The 19,247-nt window shown below is 48.9% G+C and carries 16 protein-coding genes and 1 tRNA gene; 3 read left to right on the top strand and 14 right to left on the bottom strand.

The window, feature by feature from the left end; translation table 11 throughout:
- The first annotated feature begins 112 nt into the window (after positions 1 to 112).
- From Q7P67_RS12295 to Q7P67_RS12285, 3 genes are all read left to right on the top strand, one after another.
- Positions 113 to 1,327 (top strand): DUF438 domain-containing protein, encoded by a 1,215-nt coding sequence (locus Q7P67_RS12295; protein ID WP_303852524.1) that lies wholly within the window; start codon positions 113 to 115, stop codon positions 1,325 to 1,327.
- 106 nt (positions 1,328 to 1,433) lie between these two features.
- Positions 1,434 to 1,509, top strand: a tRNA-Ala gene (locus tag Q7P67_RS12290).
- Between the two features lie 373 nt (positions 1,510 to 1,882).
- Entirely contained in the window at positions 1,883 to 2,983 is a 1,101-nt protein-coding gene (locus tag Q7P67_RS12285) for a Fic family protein (RefSeq protein ID WP_303852523.1), read from the top strand.
- A 150-nt stretch (positions 2,984 to 3,133) separates the two neighbouring features.
- Here Q7P67_RS12285 and Q7P67_RS12280 read toward each other — a convergent pair whose 3' ends face one another.
- The 14 genes from Q7P67_RS12280 to Q7P67_RS12215 form a co-directional block, all read right to left on the bottom strand.
- Complete coding sequence (locus tag Q7P67_RS12280; protein ID WP_369696034.1) at positions 3,134 to 4,180, bottom strand: glycosyltransferase family 4 protein; 1,047 nt, start codon at positions 4,178 to 4,180, stop codon at positions 3,134 to 3,136.
- An 11-nt stretch (positions 4,181 to 4,191) separates the two neighbouring features.
- Complete coding sequence (gene ftsZ, locus Q7P67_RS12275) at positions 4,192 to 5,334, bottom strand: cell division protein FtsZ (RefSeq protein WP_303852520.1); 1,143 nt, start codon at positions 5,332 to 5,334, stop codon at positions 4,192 to 4,194.
- 139 nt (positions 5,335 to 5,473) lie between these two features.
- Entirely contained in the window at positions 5,474 to 6,718 is a 1,245-nt protein-coding gene (gene ftsA, locus Q7P67_RS12270; protein WP_303852519.1) for a cell division protein FtsA, read from the bottom strand.
- Positions 6,718 to 7,401 (bottom strand): cell division protein FtsQ/DivIB, encoded by a 684-nt coding sequence (locus Q7P67_RS12265; protein WP_303852518.1) that lies wholly within the window; start codon positions 7,399 to 7,401, stop codon positions 6,718 to 6,720. The genes ftsA and Q7P67_RS12265 overlap by 1 nt, the downstream gene beginning before the upstream one ends.
- 48 nt (positions 7,402 to 7,449) lie before the next feature.
- A complete protein-coding gene (locus Q7P67_RS12260) occupies positions 7,450 to 8,340 on the bottom strand; it encodes a D-alanine--D-alanine ligase (protein WP_303852517.1) in 891 nt (296 codons plus the stop codon).
- The gene (murC, locus tag Q7P67_RS12255) at positions 8,327 to 9,715 is read right to left on the bottom strand and encodes a UDP-N-acetylmuramate--L-alanine ligase (RefSeq protein WP_303852541.1); all 1,389 of its coding nucleotides are present in this window, start codon (positions 9,713 to 9,715) and stop codon (positions 8,327 to 8,329) included. Before murC ends, Q7P67_RS12260 begins: the two co-directional genes overlap by 14 nt.
- 1 nt (position 9,716) lies before the next feature.
- Complete coding sequence (locus tag Q7P67_RS12250) at positions 9,717 to 10,763, bottom strand: UDP-N-acetylglucosamine--N-acetylmuramyl-(pentapeptide) pyrophosphoryl-undecaprenol N-acetylglucosamine transferase (RefSeq protein ID WP_303852516.1); 1,047 nt, start codon at positions 10,761 to 10,763, stop codon at positions 9,717 to 9,719.
- On the bottom strand, positions 10,760 to 11,854 hold the full coding sequence (ftsW, locus tag Q7P67_RS12245) for a putative lipid II flippase FtsW (protein WP_303852515.1): 1,095 nt from the start codon (positions 11,852 to 11,854) through the stop codon (positions 10,760 to 10,762). Before ftsW ends, Q7P67_RS12250 begins: the two co-directional genes overlap by 4 nt.
- 1 nt (position 11,855) lies before the next feature.
- Positions 11,856 to 13,115, bottom strand: coding sequence for a UDP-N-acetylmuramoyl-L-alanine--D-glutamate ligase (gene murD, locus Q7P67_RS12240; protein ID WP_303852513.1), 1,260 nt, complete (start codon positions 13,113 to 13,115; stop codon positions 11,856 to 11,858).
- A 4-nt stretch (positions 13,116 to 13,119) separates the two neighbouring features.
- Complete coding sequence (gene mraY / locus Q7P67_RS12235; RefSeq protein WP_303852511.1) at positions 13,120 to 14,205, bottom strand: phospho-N-acetylmuramoyl-pentapeptide-transferase; 1,086 nt, start codon at positions 14,203 to 14,205, stop codon at positions 13,120 to 13,122.
- Positions 14,195 to 15,571, bottom strand: coding sequence for a UDP-N-acetylmuramoyl-tripeptide--D-alanyl-D-alanine ligase (murF, locus tag Q7P67_RS12230; RefSeq protein ID WP_303852509.1), 1,377 nt, complete (start codon positions 15,569 to 15,571; stop codon positions 14,195 to 14,197). Before murF ends, mraY begins: the two co-directional genes overlap by 11 nt.
- The gene (locus tag Q7P67_RS12225) at positions 15,553 to 17,001 is read right to left on the bottom strand and encodes a UDP-N-acetylmuramoyl-L-alanyl-D-glutamate--2,6-diaminopimelate ligase (protein WP_303852507.1); all 1,449 of its coding nucleotides are present in this window, start codon (positions 16,999 to 17,001) and stop codon (positions 15,553 to 15,555) included. Before Q7P67_RS12225 ends, murF begins: the two co-directional genes overlap by 19 nt.
- Positions 16,979 to 18,670 (bottom strand): penicillin-binding protein 2, encoded by a 1,692-nt coding sequence (locus Q7P67_RS12220; RefSeq protein ID WP_303852505.1) that lies wholly within the window; start codon positions 18,668 to 18,670, stop codon positions 16,979 to 16,981. Before Q7P67_RS12220 ends, Q7P67_RS12225 begins: the two co-directional genes overlap by 23 nt.
- Complete coding sequence (locus Q7P67_RS12215; RefSeq protein WP_303852503.1) at positions 18,657 to 18,962, bottom strand: hypothetical protein; 306 nt, start codon at positions 18,960 to 18,962, stop codon at positions 18,657 to 18,659. Before Q7P67_RS12215 ends, Q7P67_RS12220 begins: the two co-directional genes overlap by 14 nt.
- Positions 18,963 to 19,247 lie beyond the last annotated feature (285 nt).

The following is a 19,247-nucleotide window of genomic DNA, read 5'->3' as shown; positions in this document are numbered from 1 at the left end:
GAAAAATTATACCGGACAGAAACCATGGCGGAAAAATCGAATCACTGCCCCTATAAATTGAAACATGGTGCTTAATAAGGTATAATCCGTAAAACACTACCGGAGGGTGACAATGTCTGAGTGGCTTGCCAGAAAAAACCCCCATATGGAAAATTTGCGGCTTTACTGCAAGGGCGTTCTTGAAGACGAAGACCTCGGCGCGCTCTATGCCGAATATGAAGATGATATAAAATCAGTTCAGTACGATGAAGTTATGGCTCTCGTCAACTGGATGGTCTCATGCGGCGATTATGACATGGAAACCATCAAAGATGCGCTGAACAGGATTATAAATATCTTTTCAAATCAGCTTGACAAGGACGTTTTTAATCTTTGCAGACACGTTCCGCAGTTCATCTCTATCCTGTCGGACGAGAACGTCGCCATAACGGAGCACATGGATTCCATAAAAGAGCTGCTGAAATTACATAGCAAAGCGCCGGAAGGCTCTGCCGAATCAGACAGATGCAGACACGGGCTCATAGCAAAGCTGGAAGAGCTTACGGAGATTGACAAGCACTACGTAAAAATGGAGAATATACTATTCCCCTACGTTGAAAAATACATACCTGAATATCGGTGTATCGGCGTAATGTGGTCGATACACGACGACGTGCGGCAGGGGATAAAATCACTCATAGGTATCCTGTCCGAACCTGCTATGGACGCTATCAAATTCAACCGCTCCGTCGGTCGGCTTTTCTTCGACATCTACGGGCTTATCTTCAGAGAGGATTATGTGCTGCTCCCCATGGCGGCGCAAAAGATACCGGAGGATGTTTTCGCGGAAATAGTTTCCCAGTGCCCTGAAATCGGTTACTCATTCATAAAATCTCCGGACGTCAAGACAACGTCCAAAAAGGAAGCATACGTTCCCGAAGGCACTATAAACCTCGAAACCGGAAGCCTCTCGGCGAACGAGCTTATAACCATGCTGAACACCCTTCCGGTTGACATCACCTACGTTGACGCAGACGACAGGGTTCGCTATTTCTCCTCCCCTGAGGAACGGATATTCCCACGATCAAAAGCTATCATCGGACGGACTGTGCAGAACTGCCATCCGCCGGAGAGCGTACACATAGTCAATGACGTTGTTGAACGCCTTAAATCCGGAAAAAAGAACGTTGAGAGCTTCTGGATACAGATGGGCGGCAAATTTATACTCATTCAGTATTTTGCGCTCAGAGACAAAAACGGAAAATACATTGGCACAATAGAAGTCAGTCAGGATGTAACGGGTATCCGCGCACTTTCCGGTGAAAAGCGGCTTCTGGACTTTCAGTGATACACCTGCGGCGGTACAAAACCGCCGCTTTTTTTCATGTAAAATAATTGAAATTTTATGCTTGATTATCTGATGAATATAAATATAATCAAACTTCCTGAAAATCGGGGGTATAGCTCAGCTGGGAGAGCGCTACAATGGCATTGTAGAGGCCAGCGGTTCGATCCCGCTTACCTCCACCATATCTGTAAGGGAACTTGTTGAAACAACACAAGTTCCCTTTTTTATTTTCCGCATCTGATACCCAACGGGAACCTGCTTTTTTTACCCTCCCCTGAAATTTGTTTATTTTCATTTTCTGTCTTTCTTGTCACCAGTTCTATTTTACAACCCGCTTACATAAAGCCTTCATTCAGCAGTATTACCATCTTTAATTTTATGTAATTAACTGCACTTTATAAGATACTTACACTCATATAATATAATATCGTCAATTTTACATTTTACTTTACATTTTATATTACTTTTTACTTTACATACTTTAGGCAATATGATATATAAATACTTGTAGATAGGAATTAAAAATATTACATTTTTAATTGAAAAGAGGTTGTTATGATTTACAAAAAGCAAGTGGTTATTGCGGACGGTTTTTCTACGGCAGATATTTTTGACGAGAATCAGCTAAATGACTTACTCACAAGGGCATCTGTCCTGAACGGAACCATAAGCGATATACCGCTTCTGCCTAATCAGGCGATGGAAATGGAAACAGATATTGCAGTTTCCTCCATTTTTGCCACAGCAGCACTGGACGGAAACACACTTTCCAAAGATGAAATAGCCTCGATCTACTCACAGAACGCATCTAAAGTATCAACAGCAAACAACGTTAAAGAAATAAAAAATCTGATAAGAGCCTATAAGCTCCTCGATGAGATAGTGCCCGACGGTTCATCGCCCTCAGTCACCATAGAACTGATTAAAGACCTGCATAAGAACCTCACCATTGGAATTGAAGCGGCAGGTTCAACACCCGGCGAATTCAGAGATAAACCTTCAAAAGCCGGCGGCAGGAAATCGCCAGACATTGAATCACAAATGGCTGAGTTCATAGATTTCATTAATCATCCGGCAATGCTTGCTGTTTCACCCTATATCCGCGCTGCTGCCGCACATGCGAAACTCACCGCCATCCATCCTTTTTTCACGGCAAACGGGCGCACAGCAAGGCTTCTTGAAGCATACATACTCTGCTTTGCCGACATGCGCCTCACTGCAAAGTCTCTCAGCGTCAGATATCACGCAAATTCGGAAGAATATTTTAATACATTTTCAGCGTCCAAAAGAGCCAAGAAAGACATAACTCCTTTTATCCGGTTCGTCCTTGAGGCGGTTAACGCCTCACTGGACGGGCTGAAAGACACTGTTTACGGCTATCTTTATGACCTGACCATGCGCGAATATCTTAATATACTCAAAGAGGACGGAGAGCTGAACCAGCGCCAGCTTGACCTTGTCATACTTATGATGGACAAGGACTGCACGGTTACTCTGGCATCAATCCAGACAAACCTGCCCTTTTCCCTGCTTTATGCCGGAAAGAACGAGCAGACAGCCAGACGCGACCTGAAAAAGCTGTCTGATATGAAGATATTGGCAACTGACGACAATAAGGAATACAGGCTCGGAACAGACCTGCTCTGTTTCGGCTGAAAAAAGCAGTGTGAGCCGTTGAGGGCTTCGCCTGCATACGGCGTTGATCAGAAAAGATACGATGTCATTTCTGATATACATACTCTGATCATTTCGTACCTCGTAACTCTTCTTTTAGCCTGAAAGCCCCGCACTGCCATGCGGGGCTTTTCACATCCGCATGATTTTGTGAAAAGCTGACGCGAAATCGTCAAGTGAATAGATGGTGACAGACGGGTCGTAATCTGTCAAAAGCTCCGACAGCCGTTCCCAGTCGTTTTTAGGATAGACGTTCTTCGATATCTCAGGCAGTACGCCTGTGTCACTTGTTATAAGGGGCACACCGCACGCCATTGCCTCCATACCGACACGGCATATCGCCTCTGAACCGAGTGAGGAGACAACGCACACATCAAAGCTATTGTATATGTCCGCAATGTCCTCACGAAATCCCGTAATAACGGTTATATCTTCAATTCCGTTGTCATATATCATATTTTTTATACTGTCCGTCTGACTGACCGCATCAAATCCGGCTATGACAAGCCTGATGTTCCGCCTTCCCTCTCGGTAAACCTTGCCCACGGCTTTTATGAGATTTTCGTGCCCTTTGATAGGGTCGAACCTGCCAACTATGCCAACAACGTGATCGTCTTCCGAGAAGCCGAACTCGTCCCGTAGCTTTATGCGGGCGAACTCGCTTTTTCTGAATTTTTTGGTGTCAACTCCGCCGTATACCACATTGAGCGCTGAATCAGGAGTATTAAGGTTTTTACGATAGCTGTCCGCTATGAATTCACCGGAACAGATTATGGCATCGGTACATCGGTTGTGCATTATGCGGTTGAAGAATCCGTTTTTAGGCGGACGGATATCACCGCGCACGCGCACGAGTTTGAAAGTTTGTCTTGTTATACGTCTCCATGTGAAATAGCCGAAGAATTCGCCGCGGTTAGCGATGACGATATCCGGCTGATAAGACATGAGTATCCTGTCCATCGCCCCCATAGCGGCAAGCACCTTGAACGGGTTTGATGAGTTAATGCCGGCCTCGAAAGTTTCAAGACCGGCATCACGAGCTTTAAGGACAGGAGGTGAGCCCGGCAGTCCGCAAACAGCGACATCGTGCCCTTTGCACTTCAGGGCCGACGACAAAGACACGGCATACCAGGCGGTTGCGTTATACCACCGTACGTTGATTACGTTTAGTATACGCACCTCAATCTATCTCAGTCTGCCTGATTTCTCAGATATGCGGGGAGTTCGGACTCCTCTTCATTGAAATCAGTCAGAGTTTTGAGTCTGTGGTCTGTCTTTCTTATTGTGCCGAGGGTCATTTTGATTTCTTTACCGACCTTTGCTTTCTCGGCGAAACTTTCAAGGTCTACAGGCTTTTTTTCGCGTGCTTTACCCAGACCTGTGGCAACGACGGTAACTCTCAGTTCGCCGTTTGTGATATCGGGGTTAATGACAACGCCTTTGAAGATGTTGGCTTCGTCGCCGGCAGCTTCATAAATTTTCGTAGCGATTCTGTCCATTTCGAACATACGGAAGTCTGTGCCGCAAGTGATGTTAAGCAGCAGAGCATCCGCGCCCGCGATGGAAACGTCTGTGATAAGCGGAGAGCTGAGTGCTTTTTCCGCTGCGAGAAGGTCTCTGTTCTCGCCTTCCGCGGTACCGATACCCATGAGAGCCATACCTTTGCTGCTCATGATGGTGCGTATATCCGCGAAGTCTACGTTCACCACGCCGTTTGAGTTGATGGCGTCACTGATACCCTGAACGCCTTGGCGTAGAACGTCGTCAGCCATTTTAAACGCCTCTTCAAACAGAGTGTTCTCTTTGCATTGATCCATTATTTTATCATTGTGGACAACAATATAGGTATCCACATGGTCTTTCAGAAATTTAAGTCCCTGTTCAGCGTTGTCGTTTCTTTTTCTGCCTTCAAATGCGAAGGGCTTTGAAACAACCGCAACTGTGAGCGCGCCGAGGTCTTTTGCTATGCTTGCGATAACGGGAGCCGCACCAGTGCCTGTGCCGCCGCCCATACCTGCCGTTACGAATACCATATCGGCTCCGCGCAGGTGCTGTTCAATAGCTTCCATGTCCTCGATGGCTGATTTTTTGCCTACTTCGGGAACACCGCCCGCACCGAGTCCGCGTGTAATGGTGGTGCCAAGCTGAATTTTTATGGGTGCAAGGTTAGATGCGAGTGCTTGCGCATCTGTGTTTGCGGCGATAAATTCAACGTCCGCAATCCCTGCTCTGATCATGTTGTTAACTGCGTTTCCGCCTGCTCCGCCAACGCCCACAACCTTTATGACTGCGTTCTGAGGCAGCGGCGCAAAGTCAAATTGTAATTTGTCCATCTGAAACCTCCTGTTAAAGCTCGAAAAATTACCTTAAAGCTATATAAAGACCTATTGAGATTGCTTCGTCGCTTTGCACCCCGCAATGACGAATAATCGTCTTCGCGAGGGGTTCAGCCCTAAGCGATCTGTATTTCTCTTAAAAGAACTCTGAAAACCAGCCTTTCATCCTGCCCAGTACGTTTGTGAACTGCTTTTCGTCGCTGTCACCGGACGAAGAGAGTCTCGCGCCGGATGATTTGCCCTTTTTGGCTGCGCATATGGCAAGCCCGACGCCTGTTGCGTATTTCGGGTCGTGCACATAGTCGCTGAGACCGCCGACGTTATGGGGTCTGCCCACGCGCACCGGAACGCCAAGTATCTCAGCCGCCAGCATATCAATGCCTTCGTGGTTTGAGAGTCCGCCTGTAATGACGACCCCCGCGCCAAGATGGTCGAGCAGTCCCTTATATTGCAGCTCGCCTTTGAAAATCTGGAAAACCTCTTCGGCTCTCGCCTGAAGAATCTGCGTAACAGTCGCCTTGCTCACCAGTCTGGGGGGTCTGCCGCCGACAGTGGGAACCTCTATACGCTCGTCCTCTTCCACAAGTGGCATCCAAACACATCCGTTTTTGATCTTCAGCTTTTCAGCTTCCGATTCGGGAGTGTTAAGCCCGATGGCGAGGTCTTTTGTGAAGTTACGACCGCCGATAAGCAGAGCCGCAGTGTGGAACACCGCTCCCTGTTTGAACACCGCCATGTCGCTGGTACCGCCGCCGCCGTCGATGAGACAGACTCCTATCTCCTTCTCGTCGTCGCTCAGTACCGATTCTGATGATGCCAGCTGCTCAAGGACGATATCGTTAACGATTATACCCGCCTTTTCACAGCTTCTTATTATGTTCTGGGCGCTTGAAACCGCGCCAGTGATTATGTGTACGTCCGCTTCCAGCCTTACGCCACTCATACCTATGGGGTCTTTAATCTCACTCTGACCGTCAAGGATGAACTGCTGAGGCAGAATCGCCAGAATCTCATTGCCCACTGTGATGTTAGTGGCGGCGGCAGTTTCGATTACCCTTTCAACGTCCTTCTGGGTAATCTCACGCCCTCCTTTAACGGCGATGGTGCCTCTCTGGTTAAAGCTCTTTATGTGTCCGCCTGCGATACCCGCCGTAACAGCCTTTATCTGCACGCCGGACATTCTTTCAGCCTCGGTGATGGCATCTCTGATGCTCTGCACGGTTGAGTCGATGTTGACAACCACACCGCGTCTGATGCCGTCGCTTGGTGCTTTTCCCAGACCGATTATGTCTATGCTTCCGTCGCTGTTTTTGCTTGCGACAACAACACATATTTTCGTTGTGCCGAAGTCAAGCCCGACATAGATATTATCCTGTATCATCACATCACCCCTTTAACGAATATCTTGTCAGGAATCCTCATATCCACGTATTCAATCTCCTTGTAGCGTTTTCTGATGATGTCCTGATATGTCGCGTACATCCTTTCAAAATCCGCCTGATTGTAAGAAGCCCGCAGTTCGATGCCGTTTTCCACCATTGTGAAATAAAACTGTTTCAGGTTGATGTTCTTGTCTTTCAGCACCGCCGCTTTCTCATACATTTTGATGAACTCTTTGAAGTCCTCTTCCTTGACCTGCTGTTCCATCTTTATCCTGACGCCTTCGCAAGTATCCTTTATCATGAGTCCGGTGGAAGTGGCAGTGAAGCATCCCCGTGTATATTGCAGTTTGAATACGGGACGTTTTTCGAACACCACAACGTCGAGCCTGTCGGGAAACACCTTCCGTATCTCCATCCGCTCAACCCAGGAATCCCCGCTGTAGTCTATTGTTTCAGGCTTAACGTCGAAGATGCTTTGTCCCACCATGCTTTTCACCATGGTTTCCACCTTGTTTCCGTCAGCCTTTATCAGTCCTTTAACGTTGACGCTCTTCACCTTGAAATATCCGCTTTCAGTGAACGCGTCCGCACCTTTTTTAATACCAACCGTAACGGCGCCGACAGTTCCCAGCGCCAGAAGAGACACAAGAACAAAACGCCCGATTCCTTTCTTTTTTGCCATCACTTAACTCCGCTCAAGCAACCCCATCCTTGGGTATTGGTATTTTCCTTATCCCTGCTTTTTAAGTGCCCCTGCGAGCATCTTTTCCACCATCTGCTCAAAGGTCATCCCGGCTTTTCCGGCGGCCTTGGGGAGCAGACTTGTTTCGGTCATTCCGGGCAGCGTGTTGACTTCCAGAACGTAACCCTCTTTTCCGTCGAAGATAACGTCCACCCTGCCGTATCCTGAACACCCTGCCGCGTTGAACGCGTCGAGGGCGACCTTCTGTACATATTTATACTGTTCGTCTGTCAGTTCCGTCTCGAAGACGTATTCTGTCATGCCTTTGGTATATTTCGATTCATAATCGTAAACGCCTTTTTTCGGGCGTATCCAGATTATCGGGAGCGCTTCGCCGTTGAGGATGGAGACAGTAAGCTCCTTGCCCTCTATGCACTCTTCAACCATCAGCTTGCTGTCGAACTTCGCAGCGTCCTCAAGAGCCGCCGCATACTCCGCTTCATTGTCCACTATATGTATGCCCACGGATGAACCCTGACGACAGGGTTTCACCACACACTTTTTAAAGGGCATCTTTTTATCTGTCGGCACACAATATGCCGGAGTCGGTACGCCGTTCTTGACGAACTGCTCCTTTGTCATGAGCTTGTCGAAGGCTACCATGTTAGCCTCGAAGTCCGAACCTGTGTAGGGCAGACCCATTATGTCGAGCATCCCCTGAATACGTCCGTCCTCTCCGTAGGTTCCGTGGAGAGCGATGAAGCAGACAGTCGCCCCCGCCTCGCGGATTTTAAAAGCAACGTCCTTGTCCATATCTATAAGCGCAGTGTCGTATCCGAGACGCACAAGCGCGTCATACGCCGCCTTACCGCTGCGCAGTGAAACTTCTCTTTCTGCAGACATCCCGCCGTAAAGTACGGCTACCTTATTTTCCTTCACGTTTTTCCCTCACCTTTTCGGCAAGATCGAATGAGAACTTGGTTACGTTTCCTGCGCCCTGCGTGATTATCACGGTGTTGTCGCATCCTTCGTCTTCAAGGTAGTCAAAGACCTCGTCAAAGGAACCTATATAATTTACGTTTTTGAATCCTCTTCTCTTTATCTCACGCACGAGGGTTTCGGAATCCACACCCTCTATCTTGTCTTCGCTGGCGGCATAGATGTCCGCGATAAACAGCATGTCCACGTCAAAGAAAGCCATTGCGAAATCTTTTATGAGCGCCTGCGTTCTGGTGTATCTGTGGGGCTGGAACACGGCTATTATCTTCTTGTCGCCGTATGCTCCGCGCACCGCACGCAGTGTGGTTTTTATCTCAGTTGGGTGGTGCCCGTAGTCGTCCATGACTATGCACGAACCGTCGTCGTATCTGGCGGTGAGCCTTCTCTGCACGCCCTTGAATTTTTCAAGCGCGCGCTTAACGGTCTTGAACGGTATATTGAACTCCTGCGCAACGGCTATTGCGCCGAGAGAGTTCAGAACATTGTGCTCGCCGGGGAATCCGAGTCTGATTTTGCCCATCTTCTGACCTTTGATAACAACGTCAAAGTGCATTCCGAAACCCTTCTGCTCAACGTTCACGGCGTGAACGTCCGCCTGCGCCTTAAATCCGTAGGTCAGAAACTTTCTGCCTATGTGGGGGATTATGTCCGCAGTGTTCATGTCCTCAAGACAGAGAACAACGCTTCCGTAGAACGGAACCCTTGATGCAAAGTCTATGAAAGTCTGCTTCACGTCCTCAAGGTCGTGGTAGGTGTCCGGGTGTTCATAATCTATGTTTGTGATGAGCGCCACGCTGGGTGACATCATCAGGAAACTTCTGTCCGATTCGTCCGCCTCGGCAACTATGACGTTGCCCTTACCGAGGGACGCGTTGGTGTCCCTTGTGTTGAGGATACCGCCCACAACTATTGTGGGGTCGAGCTTCGCCTCGTTAAGAATTTCGGCAACCATGGAGGTTGTCGTGGTCTTACCGTGGCTGCCCGCAACAGCGACTGAAAATTTCAGGCGCATAAGCTCTGCCAGCATCTCGCCGCGCTTGATAACGGGGATGAACCTGTCCTTTGCGCAGACAAGTTCGGGGTTGGTCTCTTTAACGGCAGAGGTGTAAACCACCACGTCGGCGTTCTCTGCATATTCGTATCTGTGCCCTGTGCGCACGTCTATTCCCATGTTCTGTAATCTTTTAACGTTACCGCTTTCGGAAAGGTCGGAGCCGCTTACGCCGAACCCCATGTTGTGCAGAACCTCTGCGATCCCGCTCATACCTATCCCGCCGATACCCACAAAATGAATGTTTTTGACCGAACCGAACACCTTATCCAATGTTCATTCCCCCTGCTATGAGAGCAGCACTTTCGTATTTTTTCATATTTCGAAGAGCCTCTATATATAAATCGCTGTTTTCTTCATAATCTATAACGGCTTCTATAATTTTTTCTGCATTTGCATATTCTTCTGTGATAACTTTCGCACCTTTCTGCTTTTCTGCATACAAAGCGTTAAAATACTGGTGGTTATCGGTTGCCTGAGCAAACGGAATGTATATTGCATAGCGTCCAGCGTTTGTAACTTCAAAAACGGTACCGGAACCGCTTCTGGCTATCACTATATCGCAGTCTTCAAGCGCCTTCGCTACGTCATCTATATATCCGCAGACAGTCACTTTTCCTGTGTCCAGCAAGCCTTTAACTCTGTATTTCTCAACTGTCTCGTCATACAGCTTGCCGCCTGTCTGATGGACTATGGTGTATCCTCTGTCCACGAGTATGGGCGCTGAGTTTGAAACCAGTATGTTCACCAGTCTGGAACCCTGAGAGCCGCCCATGACCAGTATGCGTTTGCCGCCCTTCTCCGCGGGTTTTATACTTTTAAACTCCTCGCGAACGGGATTGCCTGTCACCGTGGTGTTTCCTGCGGCGTTTATAGTCTCCGGAAACGACAGGAAAACTCTGTCGCAGCATCCGGCAAAAAGTCTGTTGGTAAGCCCCATCACACTGTTCTGCTCGTGCATATAGAGTTTCAAACCTTTCATAACGGCGATTATACCCGCCGCCGCAGATGCGAAACCGCCTGTCATAAGCACCGTGTCGTGTCTGCGCACCAGCGTGTAGCAGACGCTTATCTCTTTTATCAGTCTGAACAGGGAACGGATGCGTGTCAGCACGCTCACCCCTTTCAGCGGGGTCTGTTTCTGTTCGTAAAATTTATAGCCAAGCTCAGTGAGCACTCTGCGCTCAAGTCCGCGGTCGGATACTATGAAATAGCAGTCGATATTCTTATCTTTCAGATACTGCGCAACTGCGATACCCGGATAAAGATGTCCGCCGGTTCCGCCGCCCGCTATGATAAGACGCTCTTTCATGACTTCTTCACCTGTGATTCCTCGGCGCTGCGCAGAAGAACGCCCGTCATAAACATTGCCATTATCATACTTGAACCGCCGTAGCTCATGTACGGCAGACCTATACCCTTTGTGGGCAGAGCGCCGGAAACCACGCCAACGTGTAGAATAGCCTGAATTATCATACAGTAAGCCAGTCCGAACGTAAGCAGCCGCTTGAATTTATCGCTATGGGCCTTCGCCACCTTAACAACCACATAAAAAAGGAGAATAAACAGCACTATAACTCCGAACGCCCCCCAAAGCCCCGTTTCCTCCGCTATGATGGCATAGATGAAGTCGGTGTGTGCTTCGGGAAGGAAATACAGCTTCTGGGTGGAGTTCCCCAGCCCTTTGCCCCAAAGTCCGCCGCTTCCCACTGCGATTAGCGACTGGATAAGCTGATATCCGACACCATGGCTGTCCTGCCACGGATCAAGGAAGTTAAGCAGCCTCGCCTTGCGGTAGCCCATCATCATACCCGCAATGAGTATAGGGGAGATGAAACCCAGCATACCGCCTATGTGCAGAACGCTTGCTCCGCCCACAATAAACATTGCCAGCAGAACTGCGATTAGCAGGAACGTAGTTCCGAAGTCAGGTTCCATAAGTATCAACGCACCCATCATACCGAGCATGATAGATGCGGGGAGAAATCCTTTTGAGAAATCCTTGAGCTTGTCCTCTTTCTTTTCGAGGTAGTGCGCCAGATAAAGAATAACCGTAAACTTTGCAAGCTCCGAAGGCTGGAGGCTGAAACCCGGCAGAATCACCCAGCGGTGAGCACCGTTGATCGGTCTGTAAAAGAAGACAGCAACCAGCAGGATAAGCGTTCCGAAATAGAATATGGGAACGAATCTCCGCCATGTATCAAGGGGCACTTTATAAGCGGAATACATTACAAATCCGCCCACAAGGACACTGATAAGCTGTTTCTGGAAGAAATACAGCTCCTGACGACCAAGCTGCATCGCCTGCATACTTCCGGCGGAAAGCAGGAATATCAGCCCCAGAATCACCAGTACGGAGGTGATTATCAGAATTTTAAGTCTGTTGTCCTGTAAATCGTGCATATCACCCTTTTTTAAGAGCTTTCACAAGCTCGCAGAAGTGTTCGCCTCTGTGTTCGAAACCTTTGTAAAGGTCGAAGCTGGCGCACGCGGGGGACAGAACCACTTTTTCGCCCGCTTTTGCGTGCTTAAAGCATACGTCTACCGCCTCAACCATATCTTTAACTCTGATAACAGGTACTTTTACCTTATCTTTCAGAGTGTTTTCTATCTTTTCGCCCGCCTTGCCGTATGCCACGACAAGCGAAGACTTTTCATTAAGCACATCCACAAGAACTGAAAAATCCCCGTTCTTGTCCTTTCCGCCGAGGATAACTATGACCCCTTTATCGAAACCTTTCAGCGCCGTAAGGGTGCTGTGCAGGTTCGTTCCCTTGGAATCGTTTATCCACTCGACACCGTTTATGGTGTCAACGTATTCACATCTGTGGGGCAGTCCTTTCAGACCATCCACGAGATACGTCACGTCCCCTTCAAATCCGCAGAGTGCGTCAGCCGCCAGCAACGCATATGAGAGGTTCATTATATTATGTCCGCCGTTCAGCGGAAATTTGGCAACATCCACAAAAAATCTTCCGAAATCCAGCTTCGTGCCTTCATGTTTCGGAAAATTCGTCAGTTTCGGGTCTATTTTAACCGTCTCTCCCTCATAAAATGAGGTCTTTCTGACAAGGTACGGTTCGTCTTCTATTATCAGCCTGCCGCCATCTTTGATGTATTTCACAAGGTTCATCTTGTCGTCGGCGTAGTCGTCCATGTCGCGGTATCTGTCCATGTGGTCTTCCGCAAGATTTGTGACGATGGCGCAGTCCGCCGCAAACTCGTGCAGCATCCCCGTCTGGAAGCTGGAAAGCTCCACAACGTAGCAGTCTTTAGACTCGCCCAGCACACACTCGCCGTATGTCAGCCCGATGTTCCCGCACGCTTCGGATTTTATCCCCGCCTTGGTAAGCACCTGCGCGGTGAGGGTCGTAACGGTGGATTTGCCGTTGGTGCCTGTTATGCCTATCACCTTAGCTCCCGCCGGCTTGTGCTTCTGCGCAAGCTCAATCTCGCTGGTGAATTTCTCAGGCGCGTTGGGATATATGCGCAGGTTCACGCCGGGGCTTACGGCAACTACGTCGTAAGTATCTGTGAACTCGCTTATATTTTTATACGAGTTATCACCGTCGTCAAAAACGGTGATATCCGTGTAACCATCCAGTTTAAGCAGCGCTTCCGCCGCTTTGCCGCTTTTTCCGTATCCTAATATGGCAGCTTTCATCACATTACCTCAGTTTCAGAGTTGAAAGCGCAATGAGCGCCAGTATGAATGAGATGATCCAGAAACGTACCGTTATCTTCGTTTCGCTCCATCCCGCAAGCTCAAAATGGTGGTGTATTGGTGCCATGCGGAAAAGCCTTTTGCCTTTCGTCATTTTGAAATAGCCCACCTGTAAAATAACCGAGAGGGTCTCCATTACGAAGATACCGCCCACGATGGCGAGAACTATTTCGTGTTTCGCTATAACAGCTACACCTGCAAGCGCGCCGCCTATGGACAGCGAACCAACGTCGCCCATAAAGACGCTCGCAGGGTGCGCGTTGAACCACAAAAAGCCCAGTCCTGCACCGACCATTGCACCGCAGAAGACTGCAACCTCACCCGCTCCCTGAACGTAAATAATGTTCAGATAGCTTGCGAACTTAAAGTTACCTGTCATATACGCCATGAAACCAATTGTTCCGAAAGCGATTATGCTTGGAGTGATGGCGAGTCCGTCCAGACCGTCGGTGAGGTTCACCGCGTTGGAAGTGCCTATCATTATGAAGATAGCGAGCAGAGCATAGAAATAGCTCATATCTATCACGAATTTTTTAAAGAAGGGCATTGCCAGCTTAGTGGAAACGCCTGATTTATCAACGTAAAGCACCAGAAGTGTTGCTATCACCGCGAAAAAGAGCTGTCCGCCGGATTTCTGGCGTGGTGTTATGCCGTCTGGGTTTTTGAGGATAGTCTTTTTGTAGTCGTCCACAAATCCGATAAGACCGTATCCGATGAAAAGCAGAAGAACTATCCATATATAAGGATTGCGCAGGTCAGCCCACAGCAGTGTCGATATGGTTGCGGAACCCACTATCATGACGCCGCCCATTGTGGGGGTGCCCTCTTTCACCTTGTGGCGCTCCGGTTCGTATCCTTTCGATTTCATGCTGAAAGACATCTCTTTCAGCTTGCGGATAACATAGGGTCCGAACACAAGTGTAATGACCAGAGCGGTAATGGCAGCATACGCCGTTCTGAAGGTAATATACCTGAATACGTTAAGAAAACTTAAATATTCCGAAAGCGGAACTAAAAGGTTATACAGCACGCTGCTCTTTCTCCTTCTGAAGATATTTTATGAAATCCTCAAACCTGCGGGCACGGCTCGCCTTGAACAGGAAGATTCCGCCGTCAACGGCAGCCACTTTTTTCATGGCGTCCTCTTTTTCGGCGACGACCGTTATATTCTCTCCTGCCTCAAACTTCAAGAAACTCTTGCCCACGAATATAAAATTTATGTCCTTTAATTCTTTTGCACGCTTAACCAGCTTGTGATAAAGCATTTCTTCGTAGCCTTCTATCTCACCCATTTCGCCCAGAACTGCGGTTTTGCCTGATGCAGGTATCTCCGCAAGATTGTTCATTGCGCTCATGACCGATTCGAAGCCCGCATTGTATGTATCGTCTATAACGCGGTATGTGCCGTAATCTGTTATCCTTCCTCTGCCGTTCTCCGGCTGGAAATGTCTGATGCCCTTCATAACTTCCGTGTAGGAGAGTCCGCATGACATACCTATGCCGATGGCGGCAAGGCTGTTCTGCACGAAGTGGCTGTATATATGGTTCAGTTTAAAGCAGTAGGGCGTGTTGCGCATTACTGCCGTAAAGTAAAAATCACCGTTAACGGTTCTGTTCATGTCTCCCATGATAACGTGGGACGCCATATCAGTTCCGAAATAGCGCACGTTCACCCTTGAAAGTTCGCGCTCGCCTATGAACCGTCTGCAAGAATCATGCACCCAGAGGGTTCCCTCGGCGCTCATTCCGTCCACTATGGACAGCTTTTCAGCCGCCAGCCCCTCAAGGCTGCCGAACCTGCCGATGTGCGCGTGACCGATGAGGGTAACGACAGCCACGTCGGGCTTGATATATCTTGACAGCGCGGATATCTCCCCCGTGCTGTTTGTTCCCATCTCAAAAACGGCGAAACCGCTTCTGTTTTTCATGTTCGCGGCGCATATCGCCACACCCAGTTCATTGTTATAATTGCCGTATGCCGTATAGACCTTCTTTTTCGCGCCCAGAACACAGGAGATAAGCTCCTTTGTTGTGGTTTTGCCCACGCTGCCCGTAACGGCGACCTTAATCCCTTTGAATTTGGACAGGTTATAGCTCCCTATGGTCTTGAGAGCTTCCAGACTGCTTTTCACAAGCACCCTGTTGCCGGACATTTTGTTGAACGTCTCCTCGTCCTCAAGGATTACCAGAGCCGCGCCGCTGTCAACCGCCTGTTGTGCATAGAGGTTTCCGTCGGTGTTCTCTCCTCGGAAAGCCACGAAACAGCTGCCTGCAGATACCTTTCTGCTGTCGATAACAAAATCCGCTATCTCAGTGTCAGCGGATATGGCGGAACGCAAAACCCCGCCCATCGCGTTTATTGCCTGTGTAACGTGCATCACTGCGCCTCCAGACATTTTCTGACCTCTTCCCTGTCGTCGAAATGTATCTTATCTCTGCCGATTATCATGTAATCCTCGTGCCCTTTGCCCGCGATAAGCACTATGTCCTTATCCTGTGCCATACCCACCGCCTGCTGGATGGCGTGGCGTCTGTCGGGGGTAAGGATAACGTTCTCCGCATCTTCAAAACCCTGAAGTATATCCCCGAATATCTGTTTCGGGTCTTCCGTTCTGGGGTTGTCGCTGGTGAGTATCACCACGTCGGAGTTCTTTTCAGCCGCTTTCGCCATTCTGGGGCGTTTTGTGCGGTCGCGGTCTCCACCGCAGCCGAAAACTGTTATCACTCTGTTCTCTCTGAAATTTCCAAGAGCGGACAGAACGTTTATCAGAGCGTCGTCAGTGTGGGCATAGTCTACGAAGATGAACGCTCCGTTGGGTTTCTTAAATTTCTCAAGCCTGCCCGGCACGTTCTTCATCTTCGCGATACCCTCTCTGATGTGCCCGGAATCAATTCCGAGCATTATGCAGGCGGATGCCGCTGCCAGCAGGTTTTCAAGGTTATGCAGTCCCACAAGGTGGGAGTCTATGTTTATCTTTCCTGCGGGGCATATCAGCGTCGCCTTTATGCCGTCCAGTCCGAACCATATCTCTTCCGCGCCGATGTCTGTTTTCGGGCTGACTCCGAAGGTAACTTTATCAACCTCGCATTCTTTTGCGAGGCGCTTTCCGAAATCGTGGTCAACGTTTATAACGCCAACTTTGGAGTATGCGTGCGTAAAGAGTTTCTTTTTCGCATTGAAATACTCTTCCATGGTCTTGTGATAGTCGAGGTGGTCGCCTGTCAGGTTGGTGAAGGCGGCAACGTCGTAAACAGTGCCGTATACCCTGTGCTGGTCGAGCGCGTGGGAGGAAACCTCCATAACCATTGCGTTGCATCCCGCATCGGCAGCTTTGCGCACAGCTTTGTAATATTCGTATGGGGACGGCGTTGTTGAATCCAGATCGAACGACGTATCGCCGTATGCAACACCTGTCGTACCGATACGCACAGGCTTCATCCCCGCTTCCTTCATTATGGACTCTATTATATACGTTGTTGTCGTCTTTCCGTTTGTACCTGTTACGGCTATTTTCGCCATGTGTTCATCGGGTCTGCCGAACAGGTTGCGACATGCAAGGGCTATGGCTTTGCGTCCGTCTTCAACAACTACCGTGGGCACGCCTTCAATGTGGCGTTCCGCAACGACGAACGGAGCCTTTTTTGTCTCGTAAGCCTCTCTGGCAAAGGAGTGAGAATCGAAATGAGTCCCTTTGAACGCAAAGAAGGGACACTTTCTCTTTGTGTCTCTGTTGTCAAAGCTGATATCCTTGATATCCGCCTCGAAGTCAACGTCCAGATCAAACCCCTTAATATCAAGTCCGTCAAGAAGTTGGGACACTTTCATATACATAGCTCCTTTTAAGCCCCATGTGCATGGAAATCTGTTCCGCAAGGGTTTTGAAAGTTCTTGCGGCAGTTGTACCGCCGTAGATAGAACTTTTCGGCTCTTTGTAAACAACAACCATTGCAATTCTGGGATTGTCAGCAGGGAAAACTCCGGCGAAGCTCGCCACATAACCCGTTTTGCTGTATGTTCCTGTTTCCGCGTCTATCCTTTGTCCGGTTCCGGTTTTTCCTCCTATGTCAACGTAGTCGGAATAGGCGTTCTTTCCGGTACCGTCCTTAACAACCTTTTTAAGTATCGCCTGAACTCTTTTTGCTGTCTGCTCGGAGAATACCTGTTCGTCCCTGCTCTTTGGTGTATAGGTGTCTCCGCCTTTTTCTATCTTCTTAACTATCTTAGGGTTAAGAAGATGTCCGCCGTTGGCTATTGCGCTGTAGAAACGCACCATCTGCAACGGTGTGACCAGAATCTCCTGACCGATGGATATTGAAGGCTTGCTGAGACCTGACCAGCGCTTATAGTTGCGCACAAGCCCCTCCTCCTCTATCACGCCGGAAATGCCTGTTTTGTCCCCGAAACCGAGGGCTTTTATATACTCGTAAAATTCTTTTTTTGTAACCTTGTCGGAGAGCTTCACCATGCCTATGTTGCTGGACTTGATGAGAACCTGCTCCGCAGTCAGCATCCCGCTTGGGGATACGTCCTTTATGTTGTGTCCGTATACGTTGAACACGCCGTTTTCGCAGAAGATGGACAGGTTAGTGTTCAGGTTGTGCTTGTCAAGCAGCAGCGAAAACAGCACAGGTTTGAAGATTGAACCCGGTTCGTAAAGAAAGCCCGCCGGAAAGTTTTTCCACTCCTTCTGCGGGTATTTTCTGAACTCGTTGGGGTCAAACCCTCCGGAGGACGCGGCAAAAATTATTTCCCCTGTCTGTGCGTCCATGGCTATTGCCATACCTTTGTCAGCCATGAACTCAGCCGTGTCCTGCCGAAGGATCTCTTCCGATAGACCCTGTAGGTATTCGTCTATTGTCAGATATATAACGGTATCCACATCCTTTTTCTTCTGCGGATCCTCAAAGATTATCCTTTTTCCCTTGTTGTCGCGCATGGCAAGAAGCTGAAACTCGCTCCCTTCCAGCACGTCGTTGTAACGGTATTCAACGCCGTTCAGACCCTCGTTATCCGTTCCAGTGAACCCGACGAGAGAAGCCGCCAGCTTACGTTCGGGATAAAACCTCTGTTCTTCAAGAACGTATTCAATGTCAGGAATCTCCTCCTGAATACGTTTGGCGTCGGCAACTTCTATGTTTCTGGCTATCCATGTGAAGCCTTTTTTGTTCCGAATCCTTCGCCTTTTTTCAGCGGGAAGCCTTATGCCCTGCTGCCGGAGCTGATCTATAAACGCCTGACGGTTTTTGAGTTCCTCCGGAAAAACATAAAGGGAAGCGGACTTTTTATTCAGTGCGAGGGGGTTCCCGTTCGCATCCATTATAAGTCCTCTTCCCTTTGTGCTTTTCATCACGCCTTTCGACTGTCGGACAGCCTTTTCAGAATAAAAATCGTTCTGCGCTGTCTGGAGATATGCCACCTTCGCCCCGACGAGGCAGAAAAAGAAGATGGCGATCCACGAAAAGAATGTAAGTCTTCCGCTCTCAGTCTTTAACATAATAGGTTCTTCTCACATCGGGCATAACAAGCCCCATCTCCTTTGCTTTTTTATAGAGATTTTCCGCATCGTAGGCGCCGGATTTTTTCGCAAGCAGCGACGTGTAGTCGATCTCTGACTGCTCTATCTTCTGCGTCATGCTGCTGATGTCGTATCCCGCGCGGATGCACATCTGGCGCACATAAACTATAGAGAACAGCAGAAGCATCATGACAGCACCGAGTATCAGAGTGCTGAGTCTTACTCTTGAAACGGATTCTGCCGGATTTGCGGTCATTGTCTGTGCTTTCATGTGTCCTCCTGTTTAAGGTTCCTATTGTTTACCCTTTTTAATAAAGGGGAAAAATCAATTAGACTGCCGCGCCGCTGCGCTCCTCGCATAGACGACCAGCCGTCTACGCAGGGGCTTTATGCCCGAAGCGATCCCGTAATTCAAACCCTCTCCGCTACGCGCATCTTTGCGCTGCGCGAAAGAGCGTTCATTCTGATTCTGCACTCGAAAACAACGTCGTGTTGTTTTCTCGCAACGCAAAGTCAGGCAAAGCCTCGACTTCGCTCACACTTCAAACAATTTTTG

It is taken from the genome of Seleniivibrio woodruffii, assembly GCF_029267515.1.
GTDB classification, from domain to species: Bacteria; Chrysiogenota; Deferribacteres; order Deferribacterales; family Geovibrionaceae; genus Seleniivibrio; species Seleniivibrio woodruffii_A.
The sequence above is the reverse complement of the archived record's forward strand: the minus strand, read 5'-3'. Positions and strand labels throughout refer to the sequence as shown.

Coding starts and splice junctions, on each gene's coding strand:
- Q7P67_RS12295 (WP_303852524.1), top strand. CDS start 113: ATGTCTGAGTGGCTTGCCAGAAAAAACCCCCATATGGAAAATTTGCGG.
- Q7P67_RS12285 (WP_303852523.1), top strand. CDS start 1,883: ATGATTTACAAAAAGCAAGTGGTTATTGCGGACGGTTTTTCTACGGCA.
- ftsZ (WP_303852520.1), bottom strand. CDS start 5,334: ATGGACAAATTACAATTTGACTTTGCGCCGCTGCCTCAGAACGCAGTC.
- ftsA (WP_303852519.1), bottom strand. CDS start 6,718: ATGATACAGGATAATATCTATGTCGGGCTTGACTTCGGCACAACGAAA.
- Q7P67_RS12265 (WP_303852518.1), bottom strand. CDS start 7,401: ATGGCAAAAAAGAAAGGAATCGGGCGTTTTGTTCTTGTGTCTCTTCTG.
- Q7P67_RS12250 (WP_303852516.1), bottom strand. CDS start 10,763: ATGAAAGAGCGTCTTATCATAGCGGGCGGCGGAACCGGCGGACATCTT.
- ftsW (WP_303852515.1), bottom strand. CDS start 11,854: ATGCACGATTTACAGGACAACAGACTTAAAATTCTGATAATCACCTCC.
- murD (WP_303852513.1), bottom strand. CDS start 13,115: ATGAAAGCTGCCATATTAGGATACGGAAAAAGCGGCAAAGCGGCGGAA.
- murF (WP_303852509.1), bottom strand. CDS start 15,571: ATGTCTGGAGGCGCAGTGATGCACGTTACACAGGCAATAAACGCGATG.
- Q7P67_RS12225 (WP_303852507.1), bottom strand. CDS start 17,001: ATGAAAGTGTCCCAACTTCTTGACGGACTTGATATTAAGGGGTTTGAT.
- Q7P67_RS12220 (WP_303852505.1), bottom strand. CDS start 18,670: ATGTTAAAGACTGAGAGCGGAAGACTTACATTCTTTTCGTGGATCGCC.
- Q7P67_RS12215 (WP_303852503.1), bottom strand. CDS start 18,962: ATGAAAGCACAGACAATGACCGCAAATCCGGCAGAATCCGTTTCAAGA.